Origin of the sequence: Candidatus Enterococcus huntleyi, from assembly GCF_009933175.1 — a bacterium.
In the GTDB taxonomy this organism is placed as follows: Bacteria; Bacillota; Bacilli; order Lactobacillales; family Enterococcaceae; genus Enterococcus_K; species Enterococcus_K huntleyi.
Window position 1 is genome coordinate 149,108 of sequence record NZ_MAEJ01000032.1, and the last position, 18,739, is coordinate 167,846.

Genomic DNA, 18,739 nt, shown 5'->3' on the forward strand with positions numbered 1-18,739 from the left:
AATGAAAAAGAAAGATAGTATGGAGGTGGATTCAATGGGACTTACTATTCTCCTCGCTATCATCGGTTTAATTGTCGGCCTTGTTTTAGGCTTTGTATTCGAAAAATCTCGTCATACAAAAGAGATTGACGGTGCAAAAAATTCTGCTGTAGGCATCTTAGAAGGTGCACGCAAAGAAGCAGAAACCCTAAAAAAAGAGGCTTTGTTGGAAGCTAAGGAAGAAAACCAAAAGTATCGGTCAGAAATCGAAAGTGAGCTGAAAGAAAGCAAATTAGAAGTTAAAGCACAAGAAAATCGTTTGCTGCAAAGAGAACAATCTTTAGATCGTAAAGATGATTCTATCGAAAAACGCGAAAACTCACTGGAAGACAAAGAAGAAAAACTTGGTGCCAGACAGCAATTAATTGACGAGCGAGAAAAAGAAGTTGAAAAATTAATTGAAGAACAAAAACATGAATTAGAACGAATCGCTGGATTATCTAAAGATCAAGCAAAAGGCGTCATCATGAAAGAGACAGAAGAGGAATTGAATCATGAATTAACAGTCATGGTCAAAGAATCTGAACAACGGGCAAAAGAAGAAGCAGATCGTAAAGCGAAAAACTTACTTTCTCTAGCTATTCAACGTTGTGCAGCTGATCAAGTCTCTGAAACAACGGTCTCTGTTGTCACATTACCAAATGATGAGATGAAGGGTCGTATCATCGGTCGTGAGGGTCGAAACATCCGCACACTGGAAACACTAACTGGGATTGATTTAATTATTGATGATACGCCGGAAGCGGTCGTGTTATCAGGTTTTGATCCAATTCGTCGTGAGATTGCTCGAATGACCTTGGAAAAATTAATTCAAGATGGTCGAATTCACCCAGCTCGTATTGAAGAGATGGTGGAAAAATCTCGTAAGGAAATGGATGAACGGATTCGTGAGTATGGCGAACAAGCAGCTTTCGAAGTTGGCGCACATACGTTACATCCAGATTTAATCAAGATTCTAGGACGTTTACGTTTCCGTACAAGTTATGGACAAAATGTCTTAAATCACTCAATCGAAGTAGCCAAATTAACGGGCGTCTTAGCTGCTGAATTAGGCGAAGATATCCAATTGGCAAAACGTGCTGGTTTACTACATGATATCGGTAAAGCGTTAGATCATGAAATTGAAGGTTCTCACGTTGAGATTGGTGCTGAACTTGCTGCCAAATACAAAGAAAATTCAGTAGTGATTAATGCGATTGCCTCTCACCATGGAGACGTCGAAGCGACTTCTGTCATTTCTGTTTTAGTAGCAGCTGCTGATGCATTATCTGCGGCAAGACCAGGTGCGAGAAGCGAATCATTAGAAAATTATATTCGTCGTTTAGAAAACTTAGAAAATATCTCAAATGGCTTTGAAGGCGTTGAATCAAGCTTCGCTGTTCAAGCTGGACGTGAAGTTCGTGTTATGGTTAAACCAGAAGAAATTTCTGATTTAGATGCGGTTCGTTTAGTCAGAGATATCCGTAAGAAGATTGAAGATGACTTGGATTATCCAGGTCACATCAAGGTCATTGTGATTCGTGAAACACGCGTCACTGACTATGCGAAATAATTTATTACAAACAATAGAGACAGAAACCTTAGCAATAGGGTTTCTGTTTTTTTCTTCGCTTTTCTGTGAGTATAATTTTTCGGCAGCTATTTCTCACGTTGATTTATCTAGTTCACGCGTAGTTGTGTTTTTTTCTGACAGTCTACCTACATTGTCTATTTCCTTATTTTGAATCAGTGGCAAATACGACCAGAATAGGCTACTATTAAGTACATAAATTAGGCGAAATTACTTGATAGAGGGTATTTTTTTGGAATTAGCGAAACTAGGTTTAAAAGCTCTGGAATGTAAGAACATGAAAAATAACGAAGGAAGTCTGTATTGTGAAAAAGAGAATGCAACAATTTTATCAGCTAGCCAAAAAGCATAGTCTGATACTTAAACTGATATTTTTTGGCTCGATTTTGATTTTTGTCTCAAGTCAGGTGGCAAATATTGCCCATGGCATGAGCTGGCATGATATTTTAGAAACAATGAAACAACAAAATAAATTAAACTTACTGTTGATGATGTTGACAGGTCTGGTAGGTGTGCTACCGATGTTGTTGTATGACTGGGTGACTGTCCGTGTGCTAGAAAAACAAGGGAAACCTAAGATGGCGCGAAAAGAATGGTTTGTGGCAGCTTGGACAACGAATACTATCAATAATTTAGCAGGCTTTGGTGGCGTGATTGGAGCTAGCTTGCGCGCGAAGTTTTATGGAGCAGGGACTGATAAAAAACGCGTCCTAGCGACGGTCTCGAAAGTTGCGTTATTTATGCTTTCAGGTTTATCAATTTGGGCTTTTCTGACTTATGTGGATAGTTTGTTTATTCATAAGAACACTCTTTTCTTAAACTACTGGTTCTGGCTAGCAGGCGGCAGTTTCGTCGCACCAGGCTTGATATTTCTAGTCTATTTAAAGAGGAAAACACTCTTCAAAGAATTTGTACCGAAAGGGATTATTGGATTAATTAGTGCTTCTTTCGGTCAGTGGACGGGTGCGCTGGCTGTCTTTCTAGTTATCGGTCATTTAATGGCGGTGCCTATCCAAATGGTTGATATTTATCCGATGTTCATTATTGCTACGCTGATCGGTATGTTGACAATGGTGCCTGGTGGTATGGGGACCTTCGACGTGTTGATGATTTTAGGGATGAGCCAATTAGGGGTAAATCAGGACACAGCAGTCGTTTGGCTGTTGTATTATCGCTTATTTTATTATCTAGTGCCTTTTTTATCTGGGTTAATTTTATTTTTGACGCATGCGGGGGTCAAGGTAAATCGATTCTTCGATGATTTGCCACATTTATTTTCTCAAAAAATTGCCCATAGCATCGTAGTAGCTGCCGTGTATTTTGCGGGGATTATGATGGTGTTACTCTCGACAGTCACTAATTTGTCAGCTATTAGTAAAGTTTTCCAGTTTCTGTTACCATTTTCTTTTAATTTTTTAGATCAAACCTTGAATCTATTGGTAGGTTTTTTGCTACTAGGCTTAGCTAGAGGACTTTCGATGAAAGTAAAAAAAGCTTTTTGGCCGACGATTTTTTTATTAAGCTTCGGGATTGTAAATACTATTCTGCGGACCACTTCGCTACGTTTAATCATCGTCTACTTACTGATTGTTTTAGCAGTCTGGATCTCTAGAAAAGAGTTCTATCGAGAAAAGTTTGTTTACTCTTGGGAGGCAATCATTGCAGATGGGCTACTTTTTGGCTTTCTTTTTATTGCCTATGCGGTGGCTGGCTATTTCAGTAATAAAGGACAGGCATTTCCGGGTAAATTAATTTCAAATAAATTCTTTTTATTTCCCGCGGATGATATCTGGTTTTCCGGTTTGGTTGGTTTAGGAGTGTCATTACTCGCACTAGTGACGTTATACCAATACCTAGCGAGCACCGATGTTCCATTAGGAAAAGAGTTAGATGAGCCGCGGTTTGAAGCACTTCTTCATCGATATGGCGGTACCAACGCTAGTCATTACCTAGAGTTACCTGGGTATACGTACTTTTATTACCAAGAAGATGGGCTGGATGAAGTGGTCTTTGGTTATCAAATGAAAGGCAATAAATGCTTTGTTTTAGGTAATCCGATTGGAAATCAAGACAAGTGGAAGGCAGCGACCTTAGCATTTATGACTCAAGCAGATAAGTTGGGGTATCAGTTGGCATTCCATAAAATTTCTGAACAATATATTGTGATTTTGCACGATTTAGGCTTTCATTTTGTGAAGATTGGTGAGGCCGCGATTGTTCATTTGCAAAAAGAAAATCTTCCCTCTTTTACCGAGACTTTCGAATTGAAGAAGTTACTTAAAGAAGGGTTTTATTTTACTTTTTACCCAGTTTTACCTAGTGAAATTTATCAGGAATTAAAACTTATTTCGACAGAATGGCTTGATGGACAGGCAGAAAAATATTTTTCTGTCGGGCGCTTTGAAGAAACCTATATAAATAAAAGTGGGGTAGGGATTGTCCGCAATCCAGCAAATAAGATAGTCGGTTTTATTACTCAGCAACCAGTCAACAATCAGGTCGCATCCTACGATTTATTACGTGTAGCGAAGGGTCAGCCTGCTAGTTTACCTGATTTTTTGATTGCCCATTTAATGGAGTATTATAAACAGCAAGGGGAAAAAGAAGTTGATTTGGGTATGGCCCCACTGGTTAATGTTGGCGATACTCGCTTTTCCTTCTTTGAAGAGAAGATTATGCATATCATTTATAACTATGGCACGTCCTTTTATGGTTTCCAAGATAATTATGAAGCCAAAAATAATTACGTTGATGCCTGGCAAGGTCGCTATTTTGCCTATATGAAGAATAGTCGCTTTACCTTGACTGCCGGACAATTGTTGTTATTAATCGGTCGCGGTAAAACCAAAGGAATCACAGTAGCAGAAGAAGCGATGATTGAAGTATAATGCCACACGTAAATTAAGACAAAGTAAAGTTATAAATGGCAAATAGTTGGCAGTTCTTCGATTAATTACTAATAGAAAAGACAAATAGACTGGGTAAATATGTAAATTGTTTACCCAGTCTATTTGTCCTTGATTTTATTGGTTGAGCAAATTGCTGTAGCTTAGATAAAGGGCGGTAAAACGGGTATCATTTCTGGGATCCCATGGCTTAGGCCGCCCACAGAAGTGGAGAATTGAGGTGTGTTCCATGACCCAATGAATGTCGTGCTTGCGTAAGCTTCGAGCTAGGTAACTGGTATACATGCGAGCGTCATAATTCCAGCGTTCTTCAGGCACTTCCACGGTATATTTTCCATACAAATAATTTAAGATATCTTGATCGGGTAAAAAGAGCTGAGCATCGTATTTCTCGATGGTCGCACTGATGTCCTCCCAGCGAACTTTCTCGCGCATCATGGTAAGATTCATTAGCAAGACACCTGAATTATAGTAACCGTGTTCTAAATCTAGCCGAACTTTATTGAGTGGGGTCGAGACATCCAGTAAACCAGTATGTCTGGCAGCTGCGAACATCGCGTCATCGATGGGTGTTTCCCAAAGTTCAGTCAAGGAATTGATGACCAGTATATCAGGATCTAGATAGAGAACCTTGGTCAAATGGGTAGGTAAGATTTCCCCAGCTAATAGTCGGAAATACATTTCTTTCGGATAACGAGCGACCGTCGGAGCGTTTGTCCAAATAGAGCCATCTACGGTAACGGGCTGTAATTCATGGCCTAAATCTATCAGAAAAGACGAGAGTGCTCCAAGTTCCTGTTCAGGGATACTTTCATGAATCAGCCAGACGCGAAAAGTTTGGTGTGGATTATTATGATGAATAGACAAAAGAGCCACCTTCAATGGTTGTAGATATCCTTCATTGAGCGTAAATAGTAAATCAATTTTTTCTTTCATTGAATCTCTCCTCGTTCTCTTTACTCCTAACAGTAATCTATTGGCGCTACAAGTACGGTGACTACTGGAATGAGCCTGGTTTTCTCATGGATTATGTAGATATCTTTAGTGTATCCTAATGCCCTTTTTTTTACAAAGGAGGGGCTATTACGGATAGAAGGCCGTCTGTAGCTGTTAATGAAATCTGGCATTGAATGAAATCGATTAAGTTTTTACAAAGGTAAATAAAAGGAGTAAACTAGAAATTGTGAAAAAGTTTCAATTATGCGAATAAAACCGCTAGTTTCGTTTGTTTTAGAATGAGTGAAGTTTTCCGATTTTTCACAAGTCAGAATTTTTTTTACAGAAGAATTCATGATAGAATAGGCGAAGGATTCTTGGCTGGTAACAGGTCGGATGAAAGAAATTATACTTAATTATTAGGGAGCGTAAAAGAATGAAAAAATTTTTAGTTGCAGCGAGTTTATTGGCCTTATTTAGTTTAGCTGCGTGTGGCAATACGGATGACAAAACAAAGGATTCAGGTAGCGCGTCTGCGGACAAAGATACAGAGAAAGTCGTGAAATTATCTGTCGGCGTGATGCCTTCAACAGATAATATTCCCTTTATTTTGGCACACCAACAAGGCTTTGATAAAAAATATGGCGTTGATATCGATATCCAAGCATTTAAGTCAGCGAAAGATCGCGATGCGGCCTTTTTGGCAGGGAAAGTCGATGCGATTAACACAGATTTAGTAGCGATGGCGATTTATCAACAAGGTGGCCAAGATGTCAAAATAACTAGCTCAACTTATGGGCAATTTGATTTGGTGACAGGGGACGATAGCGTCAAAGAATTAGCGGATATTAAAGGCAAAGAAATTGTCTTAGGTAAGAACGGCGGAACGGAATATGCGGTCACAGAAATGCTTGCTACAATTGGTATGAAAGAAGCAGATGTGACGATTACGGACGTTCCAGCAGTGCCAAGCCGCGTGGAATTGATTAAGAGTGGCCAAGTTTCTGCGGCCATTTTACCAGAACCATTGGTGACGATTGCTAAAGCAGATGGTATGCGCGTGTTGGGCTCGACGAGAGATATTGGCATTAACCCATTTGTAATTGGCGCTCAAGCCAAAACCATTGATGAAAAATCTGCAGCCTTCGAAGGTATGTACAAAGCTTATAATGAAGCGGTTGAATACATCAAATCGCATGATAAAGAAGAATATATTCAATTGTTTATCGATGAAATTGGTTTCCCTGAAACCTTGAAGGATCAAATTACGATTCCTGATTATACGCCAGCGGCACAAGCGACAGAAGCTGATATTACGGCAGCTTTTGCATGGGCCAAAGACAAAGAGTTATTGGAAAAAGATTTAACACCTCAGGATGTGCTTAGCGATGTCTTCTTTAAATAGTAAAAACCAAGCACTGAGCTTGATCCAAGTGGCAGTTGAGGTCGGCGGAAAAACAATTTTAAAGGATATTTCAATGACCTTTGAACCGCAAACTATTTATACGGTAATTGGTCCTTCTGGTACGGGAAAATCAACATTGATGAACGTTTTGAGTGGACTGATTCCAAGCTATACTGGGACGATTTTATATGGATCAGAGCCCTATCAACCAACCAAGCATGTCTTAGGATTAGTGCCGCAAAATTACGGATTGTTACCCTGGGAGACCGCTTGGAAAACCGTCACTTCCAATGTGAAGATTAGCCAGAAAAAACGAAAATTAACGGCAGCAGATGAAGAGAAAATTCAAGAATTATTTACCGCGATGAACTTAGAGAGTGTGAAAGATTCTTACCCAAGTCAAATGAGTGGGGGACAACAACAGCGGGTCTCAATCACTCGCGCATTTGGCGTGGATGGTGATTTATTATTGATGGACGAGCCTTTCTCAGCGCTAGATGCTTTTACCCGTGAAAGAACCCAAGATTTATTCTTAGAGACGTGGAAAAAACATCCGGTTACGACTTTTTTCATCACCCATGATATTGAGGAAGCTTTATTATTGGGGCATAAAATTGTGGTCATGAAAGGGCAGCCAGGAGAAATTCATACAGTCATGGATAGCCCGTTTTCATTAAACGAGACGTTAGCCGAGAAAAGACGATTGCCTGATTTTTATGAGCGAGTCAATGCCTTGAGAGAGGAGATTCAATCATGAAAAAAAATCAATTTGGAGAACGGTTATTAGGGTTGATAGTAGCGGCTATCGTGTTACATTTGGTGTGGTTTTTGGCGAGTATTTTATTGAATCAAAGCATGCTTCCGACGCCACAAGTAGTCTATGCGAACTTTCCTAAATTAATGGAAAAAGAGATTGAGGTTCATTTCTTGGTCAGTCTGGGTCGTGTCTTAGCAGGCATGAGTATTGCTTTAATTCTAGGTTTCGCTTTGGGTTTGTTGATGGGTTCATTCAAAACACTCAACAAACTGTTTGATCCGTTATTGTATCTGACCTATCCAATTCCTAAAATGGCGATGCTACCGATCGTGATGCTTTTGTTTGGTTTGGGTGATGCGTCGAAAATTATCATGATTGTGCTGATCGTATTTCCGCAAGTCGTTTTAGCAGTACGTGATGCGGTGCGTAATATTCCGGGGCATTATTATGATATTTATCGCAGTATTCGGGCGACGAAAATCCAGCAATTTGTGCATATCACTTTGCCAGCTTCGATGTACGCGATTTTGAGTACGAGTCGTATTTCATTAGGTACAGCGATCTCGATCCTGTTCTTCACTGAAAATTACGGCACCGAATACGGCATGGGTTATTACATTATGGATGCCTGGATGCGACTGGATTATCCTTCCATGTATGGCGCGATTCTCTTATTGAGTCTGATGGGCTTTGTCTTATTCCTAGTCATCGATTTTATCGGCTGGCTTGCGATGAAATGGGAACGAGTCTAAGAAAAGACAAATAAACAACTGAAAGATAAGCGAAAGAAAAATAAAGAATAAAGCCGAGGCAAGTGAAGAACCGAATAATTTACTAGTCTAATCAAAAAAAGCAGTAGAAATCTACAGAAGATTTCGCTGCTTTTTTGTCTTGTCAGTATTTTTTAAGTTAATTTCTCTCGCTACGCACTTATTTCAGATAGCGTTCATGACGGTAGAAGCGCCAGATGAGATAGGTTTGCGAGATGGAGAGATAGAGAAAGATTCCAGAAACCAACAAAATAGCTTTAGCGCCCACCAAACGATAGAGAAAGACGGAGCAAATTACGCCAGTAATGAAGAATGTGACTACTAGTAAAAAGTGAATAAATTTTTGTTGGGCTGCTTTTTTACCGGTCATTAAATAATCGTATAGATTGGTAGCAACGCCTTTCAAATTTCCTGTGGTGAAGAGATTGGTGTAGGCTAAGCCATTAATTTTATCAAAGGTGACCCACTGAATCGCTGCTGTAAAGGCGATGATAATCGTCACAAGACTCGTTTGATGATTGATAAAAGAGAGACTGACGAGAAAGAATATAACTGTTTCAAAGTAGAGGACGAATAAGCGCCAAAAATGAAGTTGTTTCTTTTGAAAGTAGTCAATTAAAAATTTGGCTAGTAGGATGCCGAGAAAAAAGAAGAGCGTAGAAAGTAATTTTTTACCGACACTCGCCCACGCACCGTCGAAGGCTTGAATAATAGCGAGCACAATATTGCCTGTCTGAGCCGAAGCAAAAGCTTCATAATGTATATAAGTATAGCTGTCCATAGCGCCACCGATAAAACTTAAGAGTAAGCCTACCCAGCGGTCTTCATGGAAGGAAGTTTCCATAAGTCTCACCAACACTTTTTGTTGTTTTTATTTACACCAATTATCTTATCACATTTTGTGAAGAAAGCCACGGATAGCCAATCGCATCGCTTTCTTAGGAAATAGCTAGAATGTTTCTCTTTACATGTGGTTTTTGGTAGTATTTAATAGAAGATGTAGGATTGAAAAATGTCTTTCTATCCAAGCAATAGTGGTTAAACTTAAGTGGTTCAACGAGTTTTTTTACCAATTGACTGAGGTTACAAGACGGCGGTGCTATACTTTTATTCCCGTCTATGATAGAATACTGACGATTATTTAGAATGAGCGAATGGGTGAGCTGATGGAAATCATAGAAAAAGCGCCAGCTAAGATTAATCTTGGACTGGATGTGTTACATAAACGATCTGACGGCTATCATGAGTTAGAAATGATTATGTCGAGCGTCGATTTAGCTGATCGACTAACTATTGAAGAAATCGCTGAAAATAAAATTATTATCGAAACAAATCGGGCTTTTTTACCTGTGGATCAAAGAAACCATGTATATCAAGCAGCAATGATAGTTAAAGAACGCTATGGAATTGATCAAGGAATCAAGGTTTCAATCAAAAAAAGTATTCCCGTTGCGGCTGGTTTAGGCGGAGGGAGTACGGATTGTGCGGCGGCACTTCGCGGATTAAATCGTTTATGGGACTTAGATTTATCTGTTGAGGAATTGGCTGCTATTGGCATGGAAGTCGGCACGGACGTTCCGTATTGCGTCTATGGTAAGACGGCGCTAATCACGGGCAAAGGGGAGAAAATTACGCCCATTCCTGATATGCCGCAGTGTTGGGTCGTATTAGTCAAGCCTCGCATGAGTGTCTCAACAGGGAAAGTGTTTAAAGAAGTCAATATGGACGAGCTACACCATCCCAATATTGATGAATTGAAGGCAGCGATTTATGCCAATGATTACCACCGCATGACGCAGGCTGTCGGGAATAGCTTGGAAGCCATCACAATCAAACGTCATCCAATTATCCAACAAATTAAGGATCGCATGATCAAATATGGTGCAGATGCAACCTTGATGAGTGGCAGTGGTCCAACTGTCTACGCGCTTTGTCAACAGCATTCCCGCGCCCAAAGAATCTATAATGGCCTAAAGGGTTTTTGTGATGAAGTTTATGTCGTTCGTACATTGAAATAAATGAAGAGCTGCAAAAAAAATGGAAAATAATACCTGAATACCTGAATACCTGGGTAACTGGGGGATAACTGAATAAATGGAAGATGCGAATCTAGTAATAGCTGTGATGGACCCGGTGTGGTTTTTGTTTCAGTTACGTAGATTCGCTTTTTTCTACACTCAAAAAGTAGTGTGTAGGTAGAGCGTGAAGTAAGTGTGTAAAATCTGTATAGACCTTCTAGCGTGAGGAATAAGGAGTTTGGCTAATATCCATCTTGGCATGCTTCTTGCGACTAATTAAGTATGTAGTATTCGGGAGTGGGTTTATCAGGAAAAATAAGGAGTAGCTGTTAGGCGAGGACTTATGTTTTACTGAAAGAATCTGTCTGAGAAATGGACTTTCGAAAATCAGTGAAAAAAATTGGAGGAAATAAAGATGGTTCAACGATTGATTAGTGCAACGGCTAAGGAAATTAAGCAAATGACGAAAGAGGAATTATTCCAAAGTATCAAAGCGAGTGAAGGACGCGTCGTGTTGAGTGAGAATGTTGTGGTTCAAGCGTCAGTTGCTGGGGATATTACCTGTGCGGAATTATCGAAAGCTTACGGGGCGGATATGATTTTACTGAATGCCTTTGATGTCAATCATCCCGTTGTTGTAGCGGCTTATGAAGGTCAATATAGTGCTGAAACCTGTGTCCCAAATGACGAAGTGGTCAACCGCCTGAAAGAGCTTGTGGGCTTGCCAATCGGCATGAATGTTGAGCCGGTGGATGATTCAGTCAAGTTAGAATCGACAAAAGTTGAAATTGCCTTGGGCAGACAGGCGTCTGTTGAGACCTTCAAAAAAGCCAATCAATTAGGCTTAGATTTCATTTTGCTGACAGGGAATCCAGGAACGGGCGTAACCAACGAGTTGATTGCTAAGAATGTCAAAATTGCGAAGGAGCATTTTGACGGGATTATCATCGCGGGTAAAATGCACAGTGCTGGCGTTGATGAACCGGTTGTGAGCTTGAAATCAGCGGAACAATTTATCGAAGCTGGCGCGGATATCGTGTTGGTGCCAGCGGTGGGTACAGTCTGGGGAATCACTGATGCGCAAGTCAAAGAAGTTGTTGATTTGGCTCATTCAAAAGGAAAATTAGTCATGAGTGCGATTGGGACCTCCCAAGAAAGTGCTCAACCTGATGTCGTGCGTCAAATTGGGATTCGAAACAAAGTATTGGGTGTTGATATCCAGCATATTGGCGATGCGAATATGGGCTTAGTCGGGATTGAAAACATCAAAGAATTATCAGATGCCATCCGTGGCAAACGTCACACAGTTGCCCGTATGGCTCGTTCAATCAATCGCTAAAAGGTGGATTAGGTTAAACGGATTCTGTGTGGATGAGTTATTGTTGATTTTGGTTTTATCTTAAACATAGAGTTGACTGTGAGACGCTTCTTTGAAGAAGCGCAGGCAACTCTATTTTTTTGGCTTTACTAGATAGAAAGGAAATAATTACAGCTGATTTTGGTGATAGATGATGGACGGTGTTGATTTATTGGAAGTGAGGAAATCGTCTCATTTACACGACTAAAATGAGTGATGCTTCATATTAGTTCCGATTTATAGAGGAATCTTCTAGCTAAATCGGAAATTTTACGCTTTCTGTTGACGAAGTGGAAAGACTCTGATAAATTAGATTTTGTTCTTCAAATCGTAATTTTCCGATTTGCCAAAATTATAGACAGAGAGTATGAGGGGTTCAGATGAAAAAGGTTCAATTATTAGCAAGTCTATTTGTGGGTATGTTAGTATTAACTGCCTGTGGGGATAAACAGAATACGGCTGAGAAAGCCAACTCGGATAAGTTGCAAGTTATGACGACTTTCTATCCGATGTATGAATTTACGAAAAATATTGTTGGGGACGCTGGCGAGGTTGAGCTACTTATTCCAGCTGGAACTGAGGCGCATGATTATGAGCCTAGTGCTAAGGATTTAGCCAAAATCAGTGAAGCAGATGCATTTGTGTACAATAGCTCTGAGTTCGAAACTTGGGTGGCAAATGTGGAAAAGAATTTGTCCGATAATTTACTCATCGAAGCAGCTAGCACGATTGAACTGGCGGAAGGTGAAGAGTCAGATGCACATGACCATGATCATGAAGGCGAAGAGCATGATCATGAAGCAGAAGACCATGAGCATGAGGGGGAAGAAGCGCACGACCACGAAGCTGAGGAGGCCCATACTCATGCACTAGATCCGCATGTATGGTTGGATCCAACTCTAGCTATTAAAGAAGTTGAAAATATTAGCGCGCAATTGAGTGAGAAATATCCTGAGAAGAAAGAGCTCTTTGAAAAAAATGCGGCGAGCTACATTACCGAGCTGAAGGAATTGGATGCTGAATTTCAAGCGGCTTTTAAAGACGCGAAAAATAAAACTTTCGTGACACAACATGCAGCATTTGGTTATTTGGCAAAACAGTATGGATTGACTCAAGAAGCTATCTCAGGTGTGTCGCCAGACCAAGAGCCTTCACCTAGCCGATTGGCTGAATTGAAGCATTATGTGGAAGACCACGAGGTAAAAGTAATTTATTTTGAAGAGAATGCTTCATCTAAGGTAGCTGAGACCTTGTCTAACGAAACAGGGGTTGAATTAGCTGTGCTGAACCCGCTAGAAAGCTTGACAAATAAGCAAATCGAGCAAGGGAAAACGTATATCACAGGTATGAAAGAAAATCTAAAAGCTTTACAAAAAAGTATTCGATAGTCGTAGGTAAAAGTAGGTAACGAATAGCTAGATAGTAGTGAAATAGTAGTTAAACAGTAGGTAATGAGTAGAGAGAGGGTCGCGAGATGCGTTATGTAGAAGTGGATGGATTAACATTTTATTATGATGATGAGCCTGTGTTGGAGAATGTTTCCTACCATGTAGATGCTGGTGAATTTGTTATTTTGACTGGTGAAAATGGAGCGGCAAAATCAACCCTGATTAAGTCGACACTAGGTTTGTTAAAACCCACCAAAGGAACGATTAAAATTGCCGATAAAAATACTGAAGGCCAGAAGCTTTCGATGGGGTATATTCCACAACAAGTAGCTTCATTTAATGCTGGTTTTCCTAGCACTGTCATAGAATTGGTTCGTTCTGGACGTTACCCAAGAGAACGTTGGTTTAAGCCATTAACAAAACGGGATCATCAACATGTCGAAAAGGCCTTGCAAGCAGTTGGCATGTGGGACGTACGTCATAAACGGATTGGCGAGCTTTCAGGGGGACAAAAACAGCGAATCAGCTTGGCTCGAATCTTTGCTACAGATCCTGATTTGTTTATCCTAGATGAGCCAACTACTGGAATGGATGAGCAGTCACGTAAAGATTTCTATCGTCTTTTGCGGCATAATGCCCATGATCATGGCAAATCAATTTTGATGATTACCCACGATCATGAGGATATTAAAGAGTACGCGGATCGACAAATTCGCTTAGTTAGAAAGGAGGATTCACCATGGCGTTGCTTTCATATGAATTCATGAGACTCGCATTTTTAGCTGCGATTTTCATCTCGGGGATTGCCCCGATGCTAGGTGTATTTTTAGTCATTCGTCGGCAATCGTTGATGGCGGATACTCTATCTCACGTCTCGTTAGCTGGAGTGGCACTGGGGTTCTTTCTTAATTGGAATCCGGATGTGACAACGCTTATCGTAGTGATTGTTGCGGCGGTTATTTTGGAATATTTGCGAATGATTTATCGGACCTATTCTGAGATTGCAATTGCCATTTTGATGTCAGGAGGCTTAGCGCTGGCATTAGTCTTGATGCAGTTTAGTGGCGGTAATTCAGCAACTAGTATCCAGTCGTATCTATTTGGTTCAATTATCACAATTACCAAAGAGCAAGTCATCCTGTTAGGCATTCTATTTGTTTTAATTGCTGTTTTATTCTTCCTATTTAAACGGCCGATGTATGTCTTAACGTTCGATGAGGATTCGGCTCATGTCGATGGCTTGCCGATTCAGTGGATGTCGATGCTGTTTAATGTCGTGACCGGGGTGGCAATTGCAATGATGATTCCGATAGCTGGTGCGTTGTTGATCTCAGCGATTATGGTACTGCCAGCTGCGATTGGCATGCGTTTGGGAAAAAGCTTCAATGCTGTGATTGCGATTAGCGTTGTGGTCGGTTTTATTGGTATGTTGAGTGGTTTAACGGGTTCGTTTTATTGGGAAACACCTCCTGGAGCTACTATTACACTAGTTTTTATTGGTTTATTCTTAGGAGTCAATCTTCTCAAAAAAATCAGAGTTGGTTTTCAACGGAAGAAACATTTAGGAAATTAAAGAGAAAAACAGGGAAAAACGAAAGTTTTTCTCTTTTTTTTTCTTAATTTTAATGAATAAGGCATTTTTTGAAAAAATAATAAGAAAATACTCGATATTATTCGGATAAAGCCTTATAATGAGAAACGATAAAAAAATGATAAGGAGTTGAATTGTGTGAAAGTCCGTCGAAGTGAACGCTTAATTGACATGACGCAGTATTTACTTAATCATCCTCATGAATTGGTTTCTCTAACTTATTTTGCTGCGCGTTACCAGTCAGCAAAGTCATCAATTAGTGAAGATTTAGCAATTATTAAAAAAACATTTAAAGAGAGAGGCACAGGGCTCCTAGAGACAATTCCTGGCGCTGCAGGCGGTGTCCAATTTCTTCCAGAAACGTCATATGAAGAGGCTAAGGAATACATTACTTCGTTGGCTGATCGCTTATCTGAGCAAGATCGTCTTTTACCTGGTGGCTATGTTTATCTTTCAGATTTATTGGGTGAACCAGAGATGTTGCGTCAAGTGGGGCGGATCATTGCTTCAAAATATGCGGGTAAGAAAATCGATGCTGTTATGACAGTGGCAACAAAAGGTGTGCCCATTGCACAGGCGGTTTCTTATTATCTAAATGTACCTTTTGTTATTGTGCGTCGCGATTCAAAAATAACCGAAGGATCAACGGTCAGTGTTAATTATGTATCGGGTTCTTCTGAGCGAATCGAAAAGATGGAGCTTTCTAAACGAAGCCTGAAGCGTGGTTCGCGTGTCTTAGTGGTCGATGACTTCATGAAGGGCGGCGGAACTGTCAATGGAATGAAGAGTTTGATTGAAGAGTTTGAAGCCGAATTGGTGGGCATTACTGTCTTTGCTGAATCTAAATTCCACGGTACACGCGCTATTGACGACTACACGTCATTATTATATGTCGAAGATGTCGATACACAAACGAAAACTATCTCAGTCGTTCCAGGAAACTATTTTACAGAAGAATAGGGTATCACCTGAGAAAATGTAGCGAACAGTAGCCAACGATAATCGACTAACTGTCATTCGTGGGTTCAATCATCGCTAATAACTTACAATAATTCATACCAATCAGTAAATCAATGAGGTCCACTACTGATAACTGCTAGCACACTAAGCCGGCTAGTAAAAATAATCAGAAAAGACTGGAAGAGCAATCCAAGTGGTGGCTGTTCCAGTCTTTTGGTTTAGGTGGAAAATAAGCAAAAAATTAGGCAGAAGATCTGTTTACTAGAGCCACATTTTAACTGAAAGTGACCAGATTTCCCTTGAATTGGCTACTTTTTTAGAAAAAGAACCAAACAATTAGGAGAAATATTTCATTTTGGTGAAAAATCAATAGGTCTAGTTGAAAAAAAGCAGTGGCTAAGATACACTGAATAAGGAATAAAAGGCGAAAAATTAATTAGGAGTGAATGGCATGGAAACTCGTTACGCAATCATCCTTGCAGCAGGTAAGGGTACGCGCATGAAATCAAAATTATATAAAGTTCTGCATCCTGTAGCAGGAAAACCAATGGTAGAGCATATCATCAATCGTGTGGTAGAAACACAGCCAACAGAAATTATTACGATTGTTGGACATGGCGCAGAGATGGTGAAAGAACAATTAGGTGAACGCAGTCAATATGCGTTGCAAGCAGAACAATTAGGTACGGGTCACGCGGTATTACAAGCGGAACCTTTCTTAAAAGGCAAAAAAGGCACGACGTTAGTGATTAGTGGAGATACTCCTTTGCTGACGACGGAAACATTAAATAATTTATTTGAATACCACCAAGGTAAGAAAGCGAGTGCGACAATTTTGACTGCTCATGCAGAAGATCCGACTGGCTATGGCCGTATTTTACGTGATCATGTGGGGATTGTTAAGAAAATTGTTGAACAAAAAGATGCATCAATCGAAGAAGCTCGTGTCCAAGAAATCAACACTGGGACTTACTGTTTTGACAATGAAGCTTTATTTGAAGCTTTGAGTAAAGTTGGCACAAACAATGTGCAGGGAGAATATTACCTGACAGATATCATCGAAATTCTGAAAAATCAAGGGCAGACAGTAGCTGCTTATCAAACAGAAAGTTTTGAAGAATCACTTGGTGTAAATGACCGTGTGGCCTTGGCGAATGCGAATAAGAGTATGCGTGAACGAATTAACACAATGCATATGATGAACGGGGTTTCATTTATCGACCCAGCCAGCACTTACATCGATGAAGGGGTAAAAATTGGCGCGGACACTATCATCGAAGCGGGTGTGCACATTAAAGGTACGACTGTGATTGGTGAAGATTGTTTCATCGGTGCGAATTCACAAATCGTTGATAGCACGATTGAAAATAACGTTAAAATTTACTCTTCTTCTATAGAAGAAAGCTTTGTGAAGGATCATGCGGATATTGGTCCTTATGCTCATCTACGTCCGAAAGCTGAGATTGGCGAAGGCGCGCATATTGGCAATTTTGTTGAAATTAAAAATGCGACGATTGGTGAAAAAACGAAAGTTGGTCATTTAACCTATGTGGGTGATGCGACTTTAGGCAAAGAAATCAATGTCGGCTGTGGTGTAGTCTTTGTGAATTATGACGGCAAGAAGAAATACCGGACGACTGTTGGCGACCATAGTTTTATCGGCTCAGCAGCTAATCTTGTAGCGCCATTAACCCTTGCAGATAACACAGCAATCGCTGCTGGATCGACAATTACCAAGGACGTACCAGAGTATGCTTTAGGGATTGCGCGAGCACGACAAGAAAATAAAGAGAATTATGCAAAAAGAATGCCCTTTCTAAATTAAAGTTCTCCCAAATAACTTGATTTATCTGACAAAAATGACTAGTATTTAAAAGGAAGAATACTTTAGAAACGTATTGAAAGAAAACGGATTTTTTTCAGGCGGCTTAGTTTATCAACAAAAAGAAAGTGGAGGTCCCCATGTCGAAACATTACTTTGATCCAAGATTGAAAATTTTTGCATTAAATTCAAATCGTCCTTTAGCTGAAAAAATTGCTGCAGCAGTAGGTGTTGAGTTAGGAAAATCTTCAGTAAATCAGTTCAGCGATGGTGAAATTCAAGTAAATATAGAAGAAAGTATTCGTGGTTCTCATGTCTACGTGATTCAATCAACCAGTAGTCCAGTCAATGATAATTTGATGGAATTATTGATTATGATTGATGCTTTAAAACGTGCCAGTGCCAAAACTATCAACGTAGTGATGCCTTATTACGGCTATGCACGTCAAGATAGAAAAGCCCGCGCTCGTGAGCCAATCACAGCAAAATTAGTAGCGAATATGATCGAAAAAGCAGGAGCAACGCGGATGTTGACCCTGGATTTACATGCGGTTCAGATTCAAGGATTCTTTGATATTCCTGTCGATCACTTGATGGGTGCGCCATTAATTGCAAACTATTTCTTGGAAAAAGGCATTTCTGGCGATGATGTAGTCGTTGTTTCACCTGACCATGGTGGTGTAACGCGTGCTCGTAAATTAGCCGAATTCTTGAAATCACCGATTGCGATTATCGACAAACGTCGGCCAAAAGCTAACGTTGCAGAAGTAATGAATATCATTGGGAAAGTTGACGGCAAAACATGTGTCCTAATCGATGACATGATTGATACAGCTGGTACGATTACCCTAGCAGCCAACGCTTTGAAAGAAGCCGGCGCGAAAAGTGTTTATGCCTCTTGTACTCACCCTGTATTATCAGGACCTGCGTTACAAAGAATTGCCGATTCTGCGATTGAACGTTTAGTTGTAACAGATTCAATCAACTTACCAGAAGCACGCAAAATTGATAAAATCGATGAAGTCAGTGTTGGCGACTTGATGGGGGATGCTATCAAACGTATCCATGAAAACAAACCTGTCAGCCCACTATTCGAAACAAAAAAATAATTTGGATAAATAGTTCAGAGCATTCATTTGAATACTCCAAAACTAGCATCTAAAAAGTGAAAATGAGTAAGCGAGGAACTTCTTGCTTGCTCATTTTTTGTCGAAATCTAA

General features: G+C 40.1%; 15 protein-coding genes. 13 read left to right on the plus strand and 2 right to left on the minus strand.

Annotated elements, in window-relative coordinates; translation table 11 throughout:
- Positions 1-34: 34 nt before the first annotated feature.
- On the plus strand, positions 35-1,591 hold the full coding sequence (gene rny, locus BAU15_RS15230; RefSeq protein ID WP_161843648.1) for a ribonuclease Y: 1,557 nt from the start codon (positions 35-37) through the stop codon (positions 1,589-1,591).
- Between the two features lie 323 nt (positions 1,592-1,914).
- Positions 1,915-4,497, plus strand: coding sequence for a bifunctional lysylphosphatidylglycerol flippase/synthetase MprF (mprF, locus tag BAU15_RS15235; RefSeq protein WP_420022134.1), 2,583 nt, complete (start codon positions 1,915-1,917; stop codon positions 4,495-4,497).
- A gap of 135 nt (positions 4,498-4,632) precedes the next feature.
- On the opposite strand, the gene BAU15_RS15240 is transcribed toward mprF, so the two are convergent.
- A complete protein-coding gene (locus BAU15_RS15240; protein ID WP_161843579.1) occupies positions 4,633-5,451 on the minus strand; it encodes a glycosyltransferase family 8 protein in 819 nt (272 codons plus the stop codon).
- Positions 5,452-5,887: 436 nt separating this feature from the next.
- On the opposite strand from BAU15_RS15240, the gene BAU15_RS15245 reads away from it, so the two are divergent.
- The 3 genes from BAU15_RS15245 to BAU15_RS15255 are packed head-to-tail and all read left to right on the plus strand — an operon-like array spanning position 5,888 to position 8,365.
- On the plus strand, positions 5,888-6,856 hold the full coding sequence (locus tag BAU15_RS15245; RefSeq protein WP_161843580.1) for an ABC transporter substrate-binding protein: 969 nt from the start codon (positions 5,888-5,890) through the stop codon (positions 6,854-6,856).
- On the plus strand, positions 6,840-7,613 hold the full coding sequence (locus BAU15_RS15250; RefSeq protein ID WP_161843581.1) for an ABC transporter ATP-binding protein: 774 nt from the start codon (positions 6,840-6,842) through the stop codon (positions 7,611-7,613). Before BAU15_RS15245 ends, BAU15_RS15250 begins: the two co-directional genes overlap by 17 nt.
- Complete coding sequence (locus BAU15_RS15255) at positions 7,610-8,365, plus strand: ABC transporter permease (protein ID WP_161843582.1); 756 nt, start codon at positions 7,610-7,612, stop codon at positions 8,363-8,365. The genes BAU15_RS15250 and BAU15_RS15255 overlap by 4 nt, the downstream gene beginning before the upstream one ends.
- Before the next feature lie 178 nt (positions 8,366-8,543).
- Here the strand turns inward: BAU15_RS15255 and BAU15_RS15260 are convergent, their stop codons facing one another.
- A complete protein-coding gene (locus BAU15_RS15260) occupies positions 8,544-9,236 on the minus strand; it encodes a YoaK family protein (protein ID WP_237580215.1) in 693 nt (230 codons plus the stop codon).
- A 313-nt stretch (positions 9,237-9,549) separates the two neighbouring features.
- Here BAU15_RS15260 and ispE point away from each other — a divergent pair, with 313 nt between their 5' ends.
- The 8 genes from ispE (at position 9,550) to BAU15_RS15300 (ending at position 18,628) form a co-directional block, all read left to right on the plus strand.
- Entirely contained in the window at positions 9,550-10,401 is an 852-nt protein-coding gene (gene ispE / locus BAU15_RS15265; protein WP_161843584.1) for a 4-(cytidine 5'-diphospho)-2-C-methyl-D-erythritol kinase, read from the plus strand.
- A 415-nt stretch (positions 10,402-10,816) separates the two neighbouring features.
- Positions 10,817-11,740, plus strand: coding sequence for a DUF7916 family protein (locus BAU15_RS15270; RefSeq protein WP_161843585.1), 924 nt, complete (start codon positions 10,817-10,819; stop codon positions 11,738-11,740).
- Positions 11,741-12,138: 398 nt separating this feature from the next.
- Complete coding sequence (locus BAU15_RS15275; RefSeq protein WP_161843586.1) at positions 12,139-13,146, plus strand: metal ABC transporter substrate-binding protein; 1,008 nt, start codon at positions 12,139-12,141, stop codon at positions 13,144-13,146.
- Between the two features lie 86 nt (positions 13,147-13,232).
- On the plus strand, positions 13,233-13,913 hold the full coding sequence (locus tag BAU15_RS15280; protein ID WP_161843587.1) for a metal ABC transporter ATP-binding protein: 681 nt from the start codon (positions 13,233-13,235) through the stop codon (positions 13,911-13,913).
- Complete coding sequence (locus tag BAU15_RS15285; RefSeq protein ID WP_161843588.1) at positions 13,886-14,719, plus strand: metal ABC transporter permease; 834 nt, start codon at positions 13,886-13,888, stop codon at positions 14,717-14,719. The genes BAU15_RS15280 and BAU15_RS15285 overlap by 28 nt, the downstream gene beginning before the upstream one ends.
- A 156-nt stretch (positions 14,720-14,875) precedes the next feature.
- Positions 14,876-15,697 (plus strand): pur operon repressor, encoded by an 822-nt coding sequence (purR, locus tag BAU15_RS15290; RefSeq protein ID WP_161843589.1) that lies wholly within the window; start codon positions 14,876-14,878, stop codon positions 15,695-15,697.
- Between the two features lie 451 nt (positions 15,698-16,148).
- Positions 16,149-17,522, plus strand: a complete 1,374-nt coding sequence (gene glmU / locus BAU15_RS15295) for a bifunctional UDP-N-acetylglucosamine diphosphorylase/glucosamine-1-phosphate N-acetyltransferase GlmU (protein WP_161843590.1) — start codon at positions 16,149-16,151, stop codon at positions 17,520-17,522.
- 137 nt (positions 17,523-17,659) lie between these two features.
- Positions 17,660-18,628, plus strand: coding sequence for a ribose-phosphate diphosphokinase (locus BAU15_RS15300; RefSeq protein ID WP_161843591.1), 969 nt, complete (start codon positions 17,660-17,662; stop codon positions 18,626-18,628).
- The last annotated feature ends 111 nt before the right edge of the window (positions 18,629-18,739 follow it).

Bases quoted from the DNA above. Each gene is read 5' to 3' on its own strand.
- rny (WP_161843648.1), top strand. From the start codon at position 35: ATGGGACTTACTATTCTCCTCGCTATCATCGGTTTAATTGTCGGCCTT.
- BAU15_RS15240 (WP_161843579.1), bottom strand. From the start codon at position 5,451: ATGAAAGAAAAAATTGATTTACTATTTACGCTCAATGAAGGATATCTA.
- BAU15_RS15245 (WP_161843580.1), top strand. From the start codon at position 5,888: ATGAAAAAATTTTTAGTTGCAGCGAGTTTATTGGCCTTATTTAGTTTA.
- BAU15_RS15250 (WP_161843581.1), top strand. From the start codon at position 6,840: ATGTCTTCTTTAAATAGTAAAAACCAAGCACTGAGCTTGATCCAAGTG.
- BAU15_RS15255 (WP_161843582.1), top strand. From the start codon at position 7,610: ATGAAAAAAAATCAATTTGGAGAACGGTTATTAGGGTTGATAGTAGCG.
- ispE (WP_161843584.1), top strand. From the start codon at position 9,550: ATGGAAATCATAGAAAAAGCGCCAGCTAAGATTAATCTTGGACTGGAT.
- BAU15_RS15270 (WP_161843585.1), top strand. From the start codon at position 10,817: ATGGTTCAACGATTGATTAGTGCAACGGCTAAGGAAATTAAGCAAATG.
- BAU15_RS15275 (WP_161843586.1), top strand. From the start codon at position 12,139: ATGAAAAAGGTTCAATTATTAGCAAGTCTATTTGTGGGTATGTTAGTA.
- BAU15_RS15280 (WP_161843587.1), top strand. From the start codon at position 13,233: ATGCGTTATGTAGAAGTGGATGGATTAACATTTTATTATGATGATGAG.
- BAU15_RS15285 (WP_161843588.1), top strand. From the start codon at position 13,886: ATGGCGTTGCTTTCATATGAATTCATGAGACTCGCATTTTTAGCTGCG.
- glmU (WP_161843590.1), top strand. From the start codon at position 16,149: ATGGAAACTCGTTACGCAATCATCCTTGCAGCAGGTAAGGGTACGCGC.
- BAU15_RS15300 (WP_161843591.1), top strand. From the start codon at position 17,660: ATGTCGAAACATTACTTTGATCCAAGATTGAAAATTTTTGCATTAAAT.